The 14,559-nt window shown below is 42.0% G+C and carries 14 protein-coding genes and 1 tRNA gene; 5 read left to right on the forward strand and 10 right to left on the reverse strand.

Annotated elements, in window-relative coordinates:
• Positions 1–9: 9 nt before the first annotated feature.
• The 6 genes from Q0993_RS10040 to Q0993_RS10065 all read right to left on the reverse strand — a co-directional run bounded on the left by Q0993_RS10040 (position 10) and on the right by Q0993_RS10065 (position 4,128).
• Positions 10–615: a biopolymer transporter ExbD gene (locus Q0993_RS10040; RefSeq protein ID WP_299532418.1), complete on the reverse strand. Its 606-nt coding sequence runs from the start codon at positions 613–615 to the stop codon at positions 10–12.
• Between the two features lie 14 nt (positions 616–629).
• Positions 630–1,073, reverse strand: a complete 444-nt coding sequence (locus Q0993_RS10045) for a hypothetical protein (RefSeq protein ID WP_299532420.1) — start codon at positions 1,071–1,073, stop codon at positions 630–632.
• Between the two features lie 23 nt (positions 1,074–1,096).
• Complete coding sequence (locus tag Q0993_RS10050; protein WP_299532423.1) at positions 1,097–1,885, reverse strand: MotA/TolQ/ExbB proton channel family protein; 789 nt, start codon at positions 1,883–1,885, stop codon at positions 1,097–1,099.
• A gap of 246 nt (positions 1,886–2,131) precedes the next feature.
• A tRNA-Ser gene (locus Q0993_RS10055) sits at positions 2,132–2,219 on the reverse strand.
• Positions 2,220–2,282: 63 nt separating this feature from the next.
• The gene (locus tag Q0993_RS10060; protein WP_299532425.1) at positions 2,283–3,317 is read right to left on the reverse strand and encodes an asparaginase; all 1,035 of its coding nucleotides are present in this window, start codon (positions 3,315–3,317) and stop codon (positions 2,283–2,285) included.
• A gap of 43 nt (positions 3,318–3,360) precedes the next feature.
• Positions 3,361–4,128: a TatD family hydrolase gene (locus Q0993_RS10065; RefSeq protein ID WP_299532427.1), complete on the reverse strand. Its 768-nt coding sequence runs from the start codon at positions 4,126–4,128 to the stop codon at positions 3,361–3,363.
• 37 nt (positions 4,129–4,165) lie between these two features.
• Here Q0993_RS10065 and Q0993_RS10070 point away from each other — a divergent pair, with 37 nt between their 5' ends.
• Positions 4,166–4,609, forward strand: coding sequence for a TIGR02281 family clan AA aspartic protease (locus Q0993_RS10070; RefSeq protein ID WP_299532430.1), 444 nt, complete (start codon positions 4,166–4,168; stop codon positions 4,607–4,609).
• A gap of 38 nt (positions 4,610–4,647) precedes the next feature.
• Here the strand turns inward: Q0993_RS10070 and odhB are convergent, their stop codons facing one another.
• The 3 genes from odhB to Q0993_RS10085 are packed head-to-tail and all read right to left on the reverse strand — an operon-like array spanning position 4,648 to position 9,680.
• Positions 4,648–5,874 (reverse strand): 2-oxoglutarate dehydrogenase complex dihydrolipoyllysine-residue succinyltransferase, encoded by a 1,227-nt coding sequence (gene odhB / locus Q0993_RS10075; protein ID WP_299532432.1) that lies wholly within the window; start codon positions 5,872–5,874, stop codon positions 4,648–4,650.
• A 24-nt stretch (positions 5,875–5,898) separates the two neighbouring features.
• Positions 5,899–6,867 carry a peptidoglycan DD-metalloendopeptidase family protein gene (locus Q0993_RS10080; RefSeq protein WP_299532434.1) on the reverse strand — a complete coding sequence of 323 codons (969 nt, stop codon included), beginning with the start codon at positions 6,865–6,867 and terminating at the stop codon, positions 5,899–5,901.
• On the reverse strand, positions 6,864–9,680 hold the full coding sequence (locus Q0993_RS10085) for a 2-oxoglutarate dehydrogenase E1 component (RefSeq protein WP_299532436.1): 2,817 nt from the start codon (positions 9,678–9,680) through the stop codon (positions 6,864–6,866). Before Q0993_RS10085 ends, Q0993_RS10080 begins: the two co-directional genes overlap by 4 nt.
• A gap of 101 nt (positions 9,681–9,781) precedes the next feature.
• Between Q0993_RS10085 and Q0993_RS10090 the strand changes: the two genes are divergently transcribed.
• Positions 9,782–10,303 (forward strand): alpha-ketoglutarate decarboxylase, encoded by a 522-nt coding sequence (locus Q0993_RS10090; protein WP_299532438.1) that lies wholly within the window; start codon positions 9,782–9,784, stop codon positions 10,301–10,303.
• A gap of 89 nt (positions 10,304–10,392) precedes the next feature.
• On the forward strand, positions 10,393–11,484 hold the full coding sequence (locus tag Q0993_RS10095; RefSeq protein WP_299532441.1) for a serine hydrolase: 1,092 nt from the start codon (positions 10,393–10,395) through the stop codon (positions 11,482–11,484).
• 45 nt (positions 11,485–11,529) lie between these two features.
• Here Q0993_RS10095 and Q0993_RS10100 read toward each other — a convergent pair whose 3' ends face one another.
• Complete coding sequence (locus Q0993_RS10100; RefSeq protein WP_367279599.1) at positions 11,530–11,880, reverse strand: hypothetical protein; 351 nt, start codon at positions 11,878–11,880, stop codon at positions 11,530–11,532.
• A gap of 295 nt (positions 11,881–12,175) precedes the next feature.
• Between Q0993_RS10100 and Q0993_RS10105 the strand changes: the two genes are divergently transcribed.
• Both Q0993_RS10105 and Q0993_RS10110 read left to right on the forward strand, forming a co-directional pair.
• Entirely contained in the window at positions 12,176–13,798 is a 1,623-nt protein-coding gene (locus Q0993_RS10105; RefSeq protein ID WP_299532445.1) for a carboxypeptidase-like regulatory domain-containing protein, read from the forward strand.
• A 310-nt stretch (positions 13,799–14,108) separates the two neighbouring features.
• Positions 14,109–14,531 carry an SRPBCC domain-containing protein gene (locus tag Q0993_RS10110; RefSeq protein ID WP_299532447.1) on the forward strand — a complete coding sequence of 141 codons (423 nt, stop codon included), beginning with the start codon at positions 14,109–14,111 and terminating at the stop codon, positions 14,529–14,531.
• The last annotated feature ends 28 nt before the right edge of the window (positions 14,532–14,559 follow it).

Below are 14,559 nucleotides of genomic sequence, written 5' to 3' on the forward strand. Positions count from 1 at the left end.
GCTTTTATACTAATTACTGGTTGTTTCAGCTTCGGACAACTTCTGCGGAAACAAATCCTGGATTCTTTTCACTTTTTCCTTAAGCTCGTCCTTAAGGCTTGAAGATGTCTCCGGATTCAAATACTCCGCTTCCATATCCGTAAAGTCCCTACCGAATAAGCGTTGCGCCTCACGATTGCGCAATTCGTTGTAGGCGCCGACCAATTCATTTTGAACGGTGATATAGGTACCATATTTGGTTTCCCTATCATTCTTCAAAGAAATAATGGCCTTTGTAGGGTTATCGGAAGATTCGGCATTCCTTTTACCCTTGCAATAGCTGCAAGTACCATCACCTCCGTTGTCCAGGAATGCCATGGCTTTAGACCGTAAATCCTTCAAATCAATCAATTCTTCGTCAGCCAAAAGTTGCCCACTTCTGTTGATATTGACCTGAAATATATTCTTTTGCTTGATGATAACATCAGTATCGGGCGGTTCAATAGGCGGTAACATACGATCCAAACCTGCATCCGTTTCTATGGTGGTAGTTACCAAGAAAAAGATAAGCAACAAGAAAGCTATGTCAGCCATAGATCCCGCATTTACTTCGGGTGCTCCTGCTCTTCTAGCCATAATTATGAGTTTTTCTATTTACTAAACAACTTCTTCAGACCTGGTAGAACCATCAAGACAATAGCGACTGCCGTAAGAATAAAAAATACGTTCAATCCCATTCCTATTTTCTTAATGGTACTCTCGGAGGTAGCTACCCCCCTATTGGCCATTTCCTCTATGCTTACATCCGTTCCGCTAGACAGAACGTACGATATAACAACTACCAACAAAAACCCTCCAATAACGAACAAGGTCTTTTTAAGGCCTTTGGGATTGGAAAAAAGATTTTTAAGGGTGAACAACAAAGCGAATAATACGGCTATGGCCAAAAGCAGATAGGTAATCCAGAACATACCGTTCATGGCACCGCTCTGAGCGGCTTCGGCAGCAGGCATATCCTTTGATGGAAGGTAATACCATAGTATTGCGGAAATGACGCCTAGAACTATTAGAATTATTTTTAATATTTTATGCATGACATTATTTTAAATTATCCGACTTATTTTTTGTGGTCCACCAACATATCAATCAAAGAGATTGAGGAGTCTTCCATGTCATTAACGATACTGTCGATTTTTGCAATAATGTAGTTGTAGAAAATTTGAAGTATGATAGCCGTAATAAGACCAAAAACCGTAGTCAAAAGTGCTACCTGGATATCACCTGCAATAAGAGAGGCGCTCAAGTTACCTACCGCACTAATTTTCTGGAAGGCCTGAATCATACCAATTACCGTACCCATGAACCCAAGCATGGGTGCAATGGCAATAAAGAGGGATAACCAGGATACATTCTTTTCCAATTGTCCCATTTGTACACCACCGTAGGCAACCACCGCTTTTTCTGCTGACTCGATGCTCTCACCGGCCCTATCCAGTCCCTGATAATATATGGAAGCAACGGGACCTTTGGTGTTTCGGCAAACTTCCTTTGCAGCCTCTACCCCTCCTGATGCCAAGGCATCTTCAACTTGTTGTTTGAGTTTAGTGGTGTTGGTGCTTGCCATATTGAGATAAATTATCCTTTCAATGGCCACTGCCAATCCCAATATTAAACACAAAAGAACGATACCCATGAAACCGGCACCTCCTTGTATGAATTGAGTCTTTAATACCTGGGTGAAACCTTGCGCTTCTGCCGGGGCGTCATCTTGAAGCATAACCGCAGTTGCAGCTATTGTGCTGGACAAATTGGACACCATCGTAGCTGCAGTCGCTTTTGCACTTACTGTATTTGTACTTAGAACAAACAACCCAGCTAGAGCCAGGATAGAGAATAATCTTTTCATTTTTTCAAACTTAAATTAGTTAGTTAATAGGGTTAAAGATAAAAAAAAATCGCAATAAAAAAAGCAAAACTTAATCGCATTGGAGATAGGGTTTATCCTAGATTAGCCCATGTACCTCTACGATTGTAGGGGGAATTCAAAAAGGGTCATTGTTAAGGGTATCCCTAATTAAAATTCAATCAAGATTTAAATCCGATTTTCGAATAACCTCGGTTAAAGTATTTCTAACAAACCTTTCTGTCTTCGCAGAGAGGAAGGGATTCGAACCCTCGATACACTTTTGGTGTATACACACTTTCCAGGCGTGCGCCTTCGACCACTCGGCCACCTCTCTAGTATTCCTTTTTCAAGGGTGGGCAAATAACAAAAAAAAACTTATTTAATAAAATTTAGCCCACTATTTTTGCTGCATTTCTCCCCGAAGTGAAGTTTCAAAGACGGTCTTGAACAATTTATGTGAGACACCACTGCCCAAAAGGTACATTAACTTGGTAATGGCGGACTCTGTGGTGATATCCTTCCCATTGATAATTTGCAGTTGCCTTAGCTGCTCACTTGTCTTATACCGCCCTGGGATTACACTTCCGCCCGAACATTGCGTTACGTTGACAATATGCAATCCTTTGGCCAAAGCTTCTTCCAAATCTTCCAATAACCATGGATCGGTAGGTGCATTGCCTGCGCCGTAGGTCTCCAATACCAGTGCCTTAAGATTGGGCGTTCCCAATACTCTTCGGATCACTTCTCGATTAAGACCGGGGAAAAGTTTTAGAATCACTACATTGGCATCCAGGTCTTTATGCACCACGAACCGCTTCGTATTCTTTCTTTGCATTAGATATTCATCAAACACCTTAAGGTGTACCCCGGATTCGGCCAAAGGCGGATGGTTCAAGGAGGCAAAGGCCTGAAAATGTTCCGCATTTATTTTAGTGGTCCTATTACCACGGTAAAGCTTGTATTCAAAATAAAGCCCAACCTCCTGAATGACCGGTTTCCCTTTCTTCTGCAGGGCAGCAATTTGTATGGAGGTGATGAGGTTCTCCTTGGCATCGGTGCGCAAGTCCCCGATAGGCAATTGAGATCCGGTAAAAATGACCGGCTTGGCCAGATTTTCCAACATAAAGCTCAAGGCCGATGCCGTGTAACTCATGGTATCACTCCCATGCAACACTACAAAACCATCGTGCCCTTCATAGTTTTCCTCGATCAGGGTAGCGATTTTAACCCAATGATCTGGATTCATATTGGACGAGTCAATGGGACTCTCGAAGGAAACGGTATCTACTCTGCAATCCAACTGTTCCAGCTCCGGGATATGCTTGGACAATTTATCAAAATCAAAGGCCCTCAATACGCCAGATTCATAATCCTTTACCATACCAATGGTTCCACCGGTATAGATGAGCAATATGTGTGTCTTGCTGTTCAAGTCCATTAGATTTAAAAATTAATCCATTTTGGAAACCCCAATGTCAAACTCCGAAAACCTCCTTTGAATTTTCAGTGGTAATTTTGGCAATATCCTCTTTTGATTTGCCGTAAACGTTGGATAATTTCTCCAATACGTTAATGAGATATGCGCTTTCGTTCCGTTTGCCACGATAGGGAACCGGAGCCAAATAAGGTGAATCTGTCTCCAGGACGATGTGTTTTAAATCGATTTGATCCAGAAACCTATCTATTTTTCCGTTTTTAAAGGTAACCACCCCTCCAATGCCCAATTTCATATTATAGGAAATAGCTTTTTTCGCCTGTTCCAAATTCCCGGTAAAGCAATGAAAAATTCCGAATAGATCATCGCCCTTTTCACTTTCGAGAATTTGAATGATTTCATCAAAGGATTCCCGGCAGTGAATTACAATGGGCAATCGGTATTTTTTTGCCCATTTGATCTGACGGCGAAAAGCATCTTGCTGTTGCTTCAAAAAGGTTTTGTCCCAGTAAAGGTCTATACCGATTTCGCCCACGGCATAAAACTTACGTTCCCTCAATTGCCGCTCCACATGATCTAATTCCTTTTCATAGTCTTCCTTCACATGGGTGGGATGGAGCCCGGCCATTAAGAAAACGTTCTTGGGGTAACTATTTTCCAAATCCATCATGGCTTGGGTATAGGTAGAATCGATGGCCGGAATAAAGAAACGTTCAATTCCGTGGCCCAAGGCCTTCCGCATAACCTCGTCCCTATCCATATCAAAGGCCTCGCTATACAGGTGGGTATGTGTATCGGTCAAAATCATATGGCAAAAATAGGCTTATCTTTGTCAAAAAGCAGTAATGACATCCCTTAAAAAGTTCCTGAAGAAAAAGAACTATATCCAGGTTCCCCTGGTTTTGACCGATACGAATCATTTTGAGATTTCGGCCAAGATCAATGGAGTAATGGGCCGATTTATTCTGGATACCGGGGCCTCCAATACCTGTGTAGGGTTTGATAAGATCGAGTTTTTTAAACTGACCTCCAAGGAATCCAAGGTGAAGGCGGCGGGAGCGGGAGCCACCAATATGGAAACCTTGATCTCTACCAAAAACAAAATTGAAATAGGGGATTGGAAGAAAAAGAAACTAAAGATCGTGCTGTTCGACCTGGTCCATGTAAATGAAGCCCTGATTACACATAAAGCCTTACCTGTAGATGGGATTATTGGTGCCGATATCCTAAAAAAGGCAAAAGCAATTATAGATTACAGCAAAAGTTGCGTTTATCTAAAACGGAAATAGTAGTCCTATCTTAATTCGCCAATACGTTTTCCGGAGCATCACATCTCCAACGCTCGCTCTACATTATTTTCCATCAACAATTCTTCAGGATTTTCCAGGGCTTCCTTAACAGCCACCAGAAAGCCTACCGATTCCTTACCATCAATAATACGGTGGTCATAGGAAAGCGCAACATACATAATTGGGGCAATGGCAATTGCACCGTCACGAACAATGGGTCGCTCCACAATATTATGCATTCCCAAAATAGCGCTTTGAGGAGGGTTGATTATAGGGGTGGACAACATAGAACCGAAAACACCGCCATTGGTGATGGTAAAGGTCCCTCCTGTCATTTCATCAACAGTAATCTCACCTTCCCGTGCGCGTATGGCCAAACGTTTTACTTCGGACTCCACTCCCCTGAAAGTCAAATTCTCCGCGTTTCGGATTACGGGTACCATCAACCCTTTTGGACCGGAAACCGCTATACTAATATCGCAGAAATCATACGATATCATTTCCTTACCATCTATCATGGAATTTACCGCCGGGAAAAGTTCCAGGGCCCGTACACAAGCCTTGGTAAAAAAGGACATAAACCCAAGGCTTACACCATGCTTTTCCTTGAAATCCTCCTTGTATTTTTTCCGCAATTCAAAAATAGGGGTCATATCCACCTCATTAAAGGTGGTCAACATAGCTGTTTCATTCTTTGCGGAAACCAGTCTTTCGGCCACCTTACGCCGTAACATGGAGAGTTTGGAACGTGTCTCGCCCCGATTTCCTCCAGTCGGGGTACCCATAGCCGGAACGGCATTAACGGCATCCTCTTTGGTAATGCGGCCATCTCTACCTGTACCGTTTACATTTGCGGCCGAGATACCTTTCTCGTCCAAAATCTTTTTGGCGGCCGGACTTGGGGAACCTGTGGCATAAGTCTTGGGAGCCTCCGAAACCTTTGTCGGGACTGGCTTTTCCGGAGCAGCTTCTTTCTTGGGCACTTCTTTCTCTGATTCCTCAACGGCTACCGCTCCTTCAAGCTTAGGGGCAGCGGTATCAATCAAGCAGACCACCTCGCCCACGGCAACGGCATCGCCAACCTCGGCCTTAAGGGTAATGGTACCACTTTCTTCCGCTGGAAGCTCCAAAGTGGCCTTGTCCGAATCTACTTCAGCTATGGCCTGGTCCTTTTCCACATAATCACCATCCTCCACCAACCATTCCGCTATTTCCACTTCGGTTATCGATTCCCCCGGGGAAGGAACTTTCATTTCTAGAATCATTTTCCTTTTTTTTAGTCTGCTAATTTAGTTTATATTTCGTATAAAATCTTCTTTCACTGGCAGGTAATCCTCCATGATTTCACCATTCACCAAAATCCGATCAAAATACAATCGGGCTCCGGTGGAATTCTCCATTTCCACATCGTTCTGAAGGCTCAAATGTAAATGGGGCTCTGTGGAATTTCCCGAGTTGCCACATTGTCCTATGGGTTCTCCCTGCAGGACATCCGCACCTTCCTCAACTAAAATTGACCCATTTTTTAAATGTGCAAATAGTAGATATTCGCCGACCGGCGTTTCCAGTACCACCGTGTTTCCAGTAAGTTGGTTTGGATTGGTCTCCCCTGGAATATTGTCCGGCACTCCCGTAATTACCTTGGCTACACGAGCATCACAGGGTGCAATAATTTCCTTACCGTACACCAAGTAACTTTCATTATCCCTTGAATCGCCTTGGTAGGAGCTTCCATCGGATACCATCAAAAGATCATAGGCATATTGCTGACTTATTTCGGCAACATGATAATTCTGTTCCAAGGTGGTGCCTCCCCAATACACGAACCACTCTTCCCTAAAAGGCAGTATCATCGGGGTGCTATTTCGCTCCAACAACGGGAAATCCAATGGTTTGGAAGGAGAAATGTACAGCCCACTAATCTCATTTCTGGTGTTGAGGGAAATCAAAACATCCGCCACGGCACGGTCAAAAACAGTACGATAGAGATGTGCCCCTCTCTTAAATCCAAAAAACTGCATGGATTGAATATTACCCATAATGTTATTGACATTCTGTGTAAAAAATCGAAGGGTCCGTTCACGGGGCAATGCCTTTTTCATATCAGCATCAAAGCGATTAAAAATGCCCTCATAGTCCGCGTTGTTGTATAAAGCCATGAACTCTGCAGAGGCAACGGCATAATTGCCCAGTTCCTCTTGCGAATGCGAAGAAGTTATACCTACTACAAAGGCCAAGGCACATAGGACTCCCTTCATTTTTGTGCTTCGGTTTTGCTTTTGGGACGGGTCATATTGTCCTTGGTCTTATCAAAGACGTAATCGATTACCTGTTGGTGCCGCATCCTTGAACGGACGGCACTACCCGCGGAAGGCGAGGCATAGAAGCGCCGGGAAGCTACCCGAAGTTTGCCCGCTTCCGGAAAATGCATCATCATATGGCTCCAGGCCCCCATATTCCTTGGTTCCTCCTGTGCCCAGACCAAATCATCCGCCTTCTTGTATTTTTTGATGACATTCCTCATCTGTTCCACCGGTAACGGGAACAATTGCTCCACCCGAACCAGGGCCACATCATTGCGGTCCTGCTTTTCTCTTTCGGCCAAGAGGTCATAGTAGAATTTTCCTGTGCAGAATACCACACTCTTAACTTTGCTGATATCGGCCGCAGTATCATCAATAACCTCCTGAAAACTACCGGACGTCAATTGCTCCACTGTAGACACCGCTTTTGGATGGCGCAAAAGACTTTTGGGGGTAAAGATAATCAAGGGTTTTCTAAACCTTACCTTCATTTGTCTCCGCAAAATATGGAACATTTGCGCCGGAGTGGTCACATCCGCAACGTACATATTGTCACGGGCACACAATTGTAGATACCTTTCCATTCGGGCCGAGGAGTGCTCGGCTCCTTGACCTTCATATCCATGAGGCAATAACATGACCAGTCCATTTTGCAACTTCCACTTATCTTCTGCAGCGGAGATATATTGATCGATCATAATCTGTGCCCCGTTGCTAAAATCCCCAAATTGGGCCTCCCAAATCGTTAAGGTATTCGGGCTTGCCATGGCGTAGCCATAATCAAATCCGACTACGCCGTATTCGGAAAGAAGGGAATTGTAAATCTGGAACTTACCTTGTTGGTCGGAAATATGATTGAGCAATAGCACTTCTTCCTCGCTTTCCTCAACCTTCATTACGGCATGGCGGTGGGAAAAGGTACCCCGCTCCACATCCTGACCGGACATGCGCACACCATAACCTTCCTCCAATAGGGTACCGTACGCCAAGAGTTCGCCCATGGCCCAATCCAACGTATTGGTCTCAAAGAACATCTTTTTACGATCACCAATCAAACGCTCTACTTTCCGAAGGAATTTTTTACCCTCTGGTAATTCAGTGATGACCTTGGCGATTTTGGTCAAATCCTTAAGGTCATAGGTGGTATCCACAGGATCCATCATTTCCCATTCCCTAACACTTTCAAAGCCCCTCCACTCATCGGCCATAAAAGGCGTGATTTCCGTTTTATCTTCTTTTCGGGAATCCTCCAATTCCTCTTCTAAAGTGCTTTTGTACTCTAACTCCAATTCCTTTACATGGCCCTCCTGTATAACACCTTCCGAAAGCAGCCGTTCCGCATAGATATCCCTGGGGTTTTTGTGTTTTGCAATAATCTTGTAGAGTTTGGGTTGGGTAAAGCGCGGTTCATCGCCCTCATTATGCCCGTATTTTCGATATCCCAAAAGATCCAGGAAAACGTCGCGCTTAAACTGCATGCGATATTCCAGGGCAAATAAGGAGGCATGGACCACAGCCTCCGCATCATCGGCATTTACATGAAGTATCGGACTTAGGGTCACCTTTCCCACATCCGTACAGTAGGTAGAGGAACGGCCATCCAGATAGTTGGTGGTAAATCCGATCTGGTTGTTGACCACCATATGAATGGTACCACCGGTTTTATAACCGTCCAATTGGGCCATCTGTACCACCTCATAGGCTATACCCTGCCCAGAGATTGCCGCATCGCCATGTACCACAATGGGCAGTACTTTGGAAAAATCATCCGGAAAATGAGTGTCCTGTTTGGCCCGTGAAATACCTTCCACCACGGCACCCACCGTCTCCAGATGGGAAGGGTTGGGCGCAATATTCATATTTATGCGGTTGCCGTTATCCGTTTTACGCACGGAAGTCCAACCCAAATGGTACTTTACATCACCATCAAAGATTTCCTGTTCATAATCCTTACCGTCAAACTCACTAAAAATGTCCTTGGCCGATTTTCCAAAGATATTGGTCAATACATTCAGGCGGCCCCGGTGGGCCATCCCCATAACGAATTGCTCCACACCCAATCCTGCCGCTCTTTCCACAATGGCGTCCAACGCAGGAATCAGGGTCTCGTTGCCCTCCAACGAAAAACGTTTTTGTCCCACATATTTGGTGTGCAAAAAAGACTCAAAGGCTACGGCCTGATTCAATTTTTTAAGAATATGCTTTTTTTGATCTATATTGAATTGCGGGTGATTGTCATTGACATTGATCCAATCCTGTATCCAATCGACCCTATCGGGCTTACGGATATACATGTATTCTACCCCGATGGCATCACAATAAATGCGTTGTAGGTGGCCCAAGATTTCCCGTAAGGTCTTTCTTTGGATACCGATAATCTCTCCCGCATTAAATTCGATATCCATATCGCTTTGTGAGAGTCCAAAATTCTCGATATCCAGTGTAGGTTCGTATTTTCTTCGCTCCCTGACCGGGTTGGTCTTCGTAAACAAATGACCTCGACTACGGTACCCGTTGATTAGGCGAACCACCTGAAATTCCTTTTGCAACGATTCTGGCATGGTCACCTCCTGTCCGTTGGCAAGGGACACCGTCCCATTCTGGGCGGAAATGTCCAACTCGTCCAAAGCGCTTTCCATACCAAAATCAAAACCTTGGAAAAAGGCCCGCCAACTCGGTTCCACACTATCCGGATGCTGAAGGTATTTATCGTAGAGTTCGGCGAAAAAAGTAGTATGCGCCGTATTTAAAAAGGAATATTTATCCATAAAACGTTTCTCTGAAATCAGAATAAAATATGCTCAAAAATACAACATTTACGATATCTAGGCGTATCTTAGATTAGGTAATCAAAGAAAATTAAGGGATTATGACCAAAATGTTCCTCAAGTCGTTTGTTGTTCTTTTTTGCGCGTTGGCCAGCCACACCCTTTTTGCACAGAATCCCTTGGGAGGCAATGATTTCTGGAGCCGGGTCCGGTTCGGTGGTGGAGTTGGATTGGGCTTTACCAATGGCGGGTTTAATGGCTCCATTTCCCCAAGCGCCATTTATCAGTTCAACGATCAATTCGCAACTGGAATGAGTCTTAACTTTAACTACGCCAAGTTTAATGACGATAAGTTGTTGGCCTATGGTGGCAGTGTACTTTCGCTCTATAACCCTATCCCCTTTCTTCAACTATCCGCTGAATTTGAACAGTTGCGGATCAATAGGGAATTTGATGACGGCACCTTTAGACTGGAGGACAACTATTGGTCACCTGCCCTTTTTCTAGGTATCGGTTATACGGACCGTAATTTTACCTTAGGCATCCGTTATGATGTGCTCTACGATGACGATAAAAGCATTTATGCCAATGCCTGGATGCCCTTTGTACGAGTGTTTTTTTAGGGTTTTCCGACTTTGGTTTTGTGCAATAAAATTGCACAAATATTCCGGTCGAATGCGTTTTTGCGGTAATCGGCAATCAGAGAAAATTGATGAAAAGAATTCTTATAGTAGTTTCGATTTTATTTATTTCTTGCGAAACCAAACTGGCCAAAAACGGTCAGATTAATTCGATCGAACAAATTTCAGATATTCAGGCAAACCTTATTTTTGATAGAGCCAAAGTCTTCCCAAACAACAGTCAGATTTCGATTTCTATAGTAGAAAATGGATTGGCGAGGTTTTATGGGGTAATAAGAAAAAACGATATCATCTGTTCGCTGGGTAACAAGGACAGTGTTTTTGAGATTGGCTCCATAACTAAAGTCTTCACTTCAACTCTTCTGGTAAATGCGGTAGTAGAGAATAAACTGAAACTCGGAGATAGTATTAATGATTATCTTAATTTTCCACTAAAAGATGATACTAAAATAACTTTCCAGAGTCTGGCAAATCATACCTCTGGACTTCCAAAAAACCCATCGAATTTGGGATTCGGTTTGGGTAATCCAAATTCAAAATATCGGTATTATGATGAGGAAAAACTAAAAAAGTATTTGACTGAAGGTTTACGGTTAACCTACAAGCCAGGCGAAAGAACCAAGTATTCTAATTTAGGCGCAGGGGTTCTAGGTTACACATTATGTGAAGTTTACGAAAAAGACTATGAAAGTCTTATCCTGGATAAAATCTTTTGGAGGTATCAAATGAAAAATTCGACCAGTAATATCAACAAGATAGTCCCATTCCTTGTAAGGGGTTTAGATGAAAATGGAAACGAAGTTCCTAATTTAGATTTATCTGCACTTGTTGGTGCAGGTGGTATATTTTCTACTGTTGAAGATTTATCAAAATTTGTAATTGCACACTTTGACCATTCGAATAAAGAATTACAATTGACTTTACGAAAGACTTTTTCGATAGATGAAGCTTCGGACCGAGGTCTAAGCTGGCGAATTTTGAGGAATCCCAGTTCGCAACCTTGGTATTTTCATAACGGAGCCACACCGGGTTATAAATCTTTTCTTGTGATGAATACAAAAACTCAAAACGCCATAGTGATACTATCGAATGTTTCGGGCCGCAATAAAAACCAGAGCAATATAGACGGATTGGGTTTTGAACTAATGAAAACTTTAGAATGAAGTTAGCAACACAATTGCTCAGGATGGCAAAATGATACACCTAATTTAGTGACTGTATCTTGCCTTTAGCCACACCTTTTGCAATTCCCTTTTTAGGATAAGGAAGGAGACCTGTTCCGCTACTTCCACCGCATCGGTCACCTGGATTTCCTTAAAATCCTTTTCGGGCACATCCACAATATACAGGAGATTGAGATAGTCCACGAATTTTTCAAGAATGAGAAAATAGACCTTTTCGTGGAGCGTGGCCCGTAGGTCGGCGGGTTCTACATCCAATGAAAAATCTATGGGAATATTGGCCAACCCAAAATCCTTCTCCAATTGGATTACCAATTTGTCATATAAACCCTGATCTTTGGCATTTTGTAAAAGCTCGGTGCTATTCGGGAAATTCATGACCATATCCTATTTACGAGTTTTTGGAAGCTTTGGTTTACCCCTTTAAAATATCCCTTAAGAAAAATCAAATTCAAGTTAAATTTAAGCACACGAAAGGAAAGGGCGCTTTATCCAAGTCGGGTGATTTCATTCAAGAACATCAAAAATCCTCTATCTTAGTTCTGCCGATAAGGGACAAAGTCTCAATAGGATTATGAAGAAGATAAGTCTGATGGATTTTGCAAGATAAAAAAATACATCAAAACCCACCCTTACAAAAAGGCAAGTTTGAGCGGGTAAAAGTTTTCCAACTATGCGAGAAAGATTCCCTACTTATTTGTTTTTCCTTTTACAACTTCTAACATCAAATTCAGTTTTATCCCAACAACCTGAATATATCATCGGCAAGCTAATTGATTCCAAAACACAAGAACCCATAGCATTTGCAAGTATTCGACTAAAGGATAGGGCTTTAGGTGTTATTTCAAATACTGATGGAAGTTTCAAAATCCCCTTAAAGTTCAAAGAGTACGGTGATATTATCGAGATATCCTCTATGGGATATCAAACAAAAGAGATCTTGACTAAAGATTTTTCGATTTACGGGTTGAACGATGTGAGACTAGAACCAGCGACATTTGAATTGGAAGGAGCCCAAATAACAGCCAAAAAGAAAAGGGAAAAAAAACTTACAGCTAGACAAATAGTGCGAAAGGCACTAAGGTCAATACCTGAGAATTACCCAATCGACCCCTTTTCTATCGTAGGCTATTATCGTGATTACCAATTGGACAGTTTACAATATGTAAATCTCAACGAGGCCATATTGAAAGTATTTGATGAAGGTTTTGATACGGTAGATTCCGTAACCACCAAAGTTAAAATCTTCGACTATTTGGAAAATACTAATTTCCAAAGGGATACCCTAGCGTTGCAATCGTACAACTATCAGTTCAAAGAAGGCCGCAAGGTTATCGATAAGGCTTTTTTGGCGCCCTATGGTGGCAATGAATTTACCATTCTAAGGGTTCATGATGCCTTACGTAATTATAAAATCGATTCTTACTCTTTCGTACATCGCCTAGAATACGACCTTCTCTCTGAGCACACGTTCAAAAAAGGGCCTGATACCTATCTAGATGACGAACCCATTTATACCATTAAGTTTGAGAAGCTGCTTTTGGACTTTAGTGCGTATGGAACAATGTACATTGCAAAAAGAAATTTAGCCATACATAAGATGGAGTATACCGTATATGACCGCAAAAAAAAGTTGCCAAATGGTATTATCAACAAACATAAAGCAAATAACCAACTGATTTTTGAGATTATCACGGAATATCGCCCTGAGAATGAAACGATGTACCTCAATTATATCTCTTTTCACAATACATTTCAAATCTGGGACCCTCCTAAGTTTTTACTGAAGACCATAACAATAGATATTAACCTAAAGTGTATAGTAATCTTTTTTAATCGAACACCAAATCTGCAGAATGCTTTGAACAGGGACAACTATATCCTTAAATACAAGGGCGAAAAAATAGATTTTACAGAAATTGGACTTGATAATAGTGATCCAAACAAAAAAACAGTGCTATTATACCCCAAGATGCACCCCTCTAAGTTTATGTCAATGTATACTGCTGCAAGTAAAAAATCTGTTGACTCCTTGTTGTTAAGCTTAAAAGTATCCAACGTAAGGGATGTGGACGGCAATTTGATTGACGAATGGACTTTTAGGGACTACAATCAATTTCGGGAGTTTTTTGTGCAAGAAGTAAAACCGAGTGTAAATAGTCCAAACGATAGCTTATTTATGGAAAAGAGGAAGCCTATTTTCAAAGACCAGCCTATTATAAAACCTGATAATTTTGACGATTACTGGATGAATACGCCACTTCAAAGTACAAAAAACTATTCAAGGAATAATTGACTTAGAAGCTTAATATGAACATCATTGATGATACCAATAGTACCACAACTAGCATCAAGTGAGGAAAGTAGTAGAAATCATAAAAGTTTTAGTTTAATTGGATACTGAGCACCTATCCAAACAGCGAAAAACGAAGTTTTTGGTCCATAAAATCTTGTGAATGAAATGGATTAACAAGAATGGCGTATTATGAGTTAATGAATTCAGTATGGAACAAAGAATGAATTGCAACATCCAATTCAAGCAAAACCCGGACCATTTAAAAGTCATTTCACAACTACCTTAAAATACTAAAAATCTTAATAAGGTCATGAAAACGATTACTTGGAAAATCCATTTAAAATCCAGCCCCGAGAAGGTTTTTGATTTACTTGTTACTTCTGAGGGAAGGATAACATTCTGGTCCGAAGAAGCCACGGAAAAGGACGGCATAATCCATTTCTTGTTTCCTAATGGCCAAACATACCATAGTCGAATACTAAGGAAAACTGCCAATAAGGAATTTCATTTGGACTATTTCGATAGCTTGGTAAAATTTCAATTGGAGCAAACCGAAAATGGCGAAACCGACCTTACCTTAATCAACGGAAATGTACCTGAAAGTTATTTTTCCAAGGTTCATGCCGGGTGGATATCCGTATTGATGAACCTTAAAGCGGTGGCCGACTTCCAATGCGATTTACGGAATCACGACCCAAAAAGAACTTGGGATCAAGGTTATGTGGATAATTAATAAAAATGTGTAGCAAAAAAGGCCTTTT

Source organism: Ulvibacterium sp., from assembly GCF_028285715.1.
Classification (GTDB): Bacteria; Bacteroidota; Bacteroidia; order Flavobacteriales; family Flavobacteriaceae; genus Ulvibacterium.

Coding starts and splice junctions, on each gene's coding strand:
- Q0993_RS10040 (WP_299532418.1), bottom strand. CDS start 615: ATGGCTAGAAGAGCAGGAGCACCCGAAGTAAATGCGGGATCTATGGCT.
- Q0993_RS10045 (WP_299532420.1), bottom strand. CDS start 1,073: ATGCATAAAATATTAAAAATAATTCTAATAGTTCTAGGCGTCATTTCC.
- Q0993_RS10050 (WP_299532423.1), bottom strand. CDS start 1,885: ATGAAAAGATTATTCTCTATCCTGGCTCTAGCTGGGTTGTTTGTTCTA.
- Q0993_RS10065 (WP_299532427.1), bottom strand. CDS start 4,128: ATGATTTTGACCGATACACATACCCACCTGTATAGCGAGGCCTTTGAT.
- Q0993_RS10070 (WP_299532430.1), top strand. CDS start 4,166: ATGACATCCCTTAAAAAGTTCCTGAAGAAAAAGAACTATATCCAGGTT.
- odhB (WP_299532432.1), bottom strand. CDS start 5,874: ATGATTCTAGAAATGAAAGTTCCTTCCCCGGGGGAATCGATAACCGAA.
- Q0993_RS10080 (WP_299532434.1), bottom strand. CDS start 6,867: ATGAAGGGAGTCCTATGTGCCTTGGCCTTTGTAGTAGGTATAACTTCT.
- Q0993_RS10085 (WP_299532436.1), bottom strand. CDS start 9,680: ATGGATAAATATTCCTTTTTAAATACGGCGCATACTACTTTTTTCGCC.
- Q0993_RS10090 (WP_299532438.1), top strand. CDS start 9,782: ATGACCAAAATGTTCCTCAAGTCGTTTGTTGTTCTTTTTTGCGCGTTG.
- Q0993_RS10095 (WP_299532441.1), top strand. CDS start 10,393: ATGAAAAGAATTCTTATAGTAGTTTCGATTTTATTTATTTCTTGCGAA.
- Q0993_RS10100 (WP_367279599.1), bottom strand. CDS start 11,880: ATGAATTTCCCGAATAGCACCGAGCTTTTACAAAATGCCAAAGATCAG.
- Q0993_RS10105 (WP_299532445.1), top strand. CDS start 12,176: ATGCGAGAAAGATTCCCTACTTATTTGTTTTTCCTTTTACAACTTCTA.
- Q0993_RS10110 (WP_299532447.1), top strand. CDS start 14,109: ATGAAAACGATTACTTGGAAAATCCATTTAAAATCCAGCCCCGAGAAG.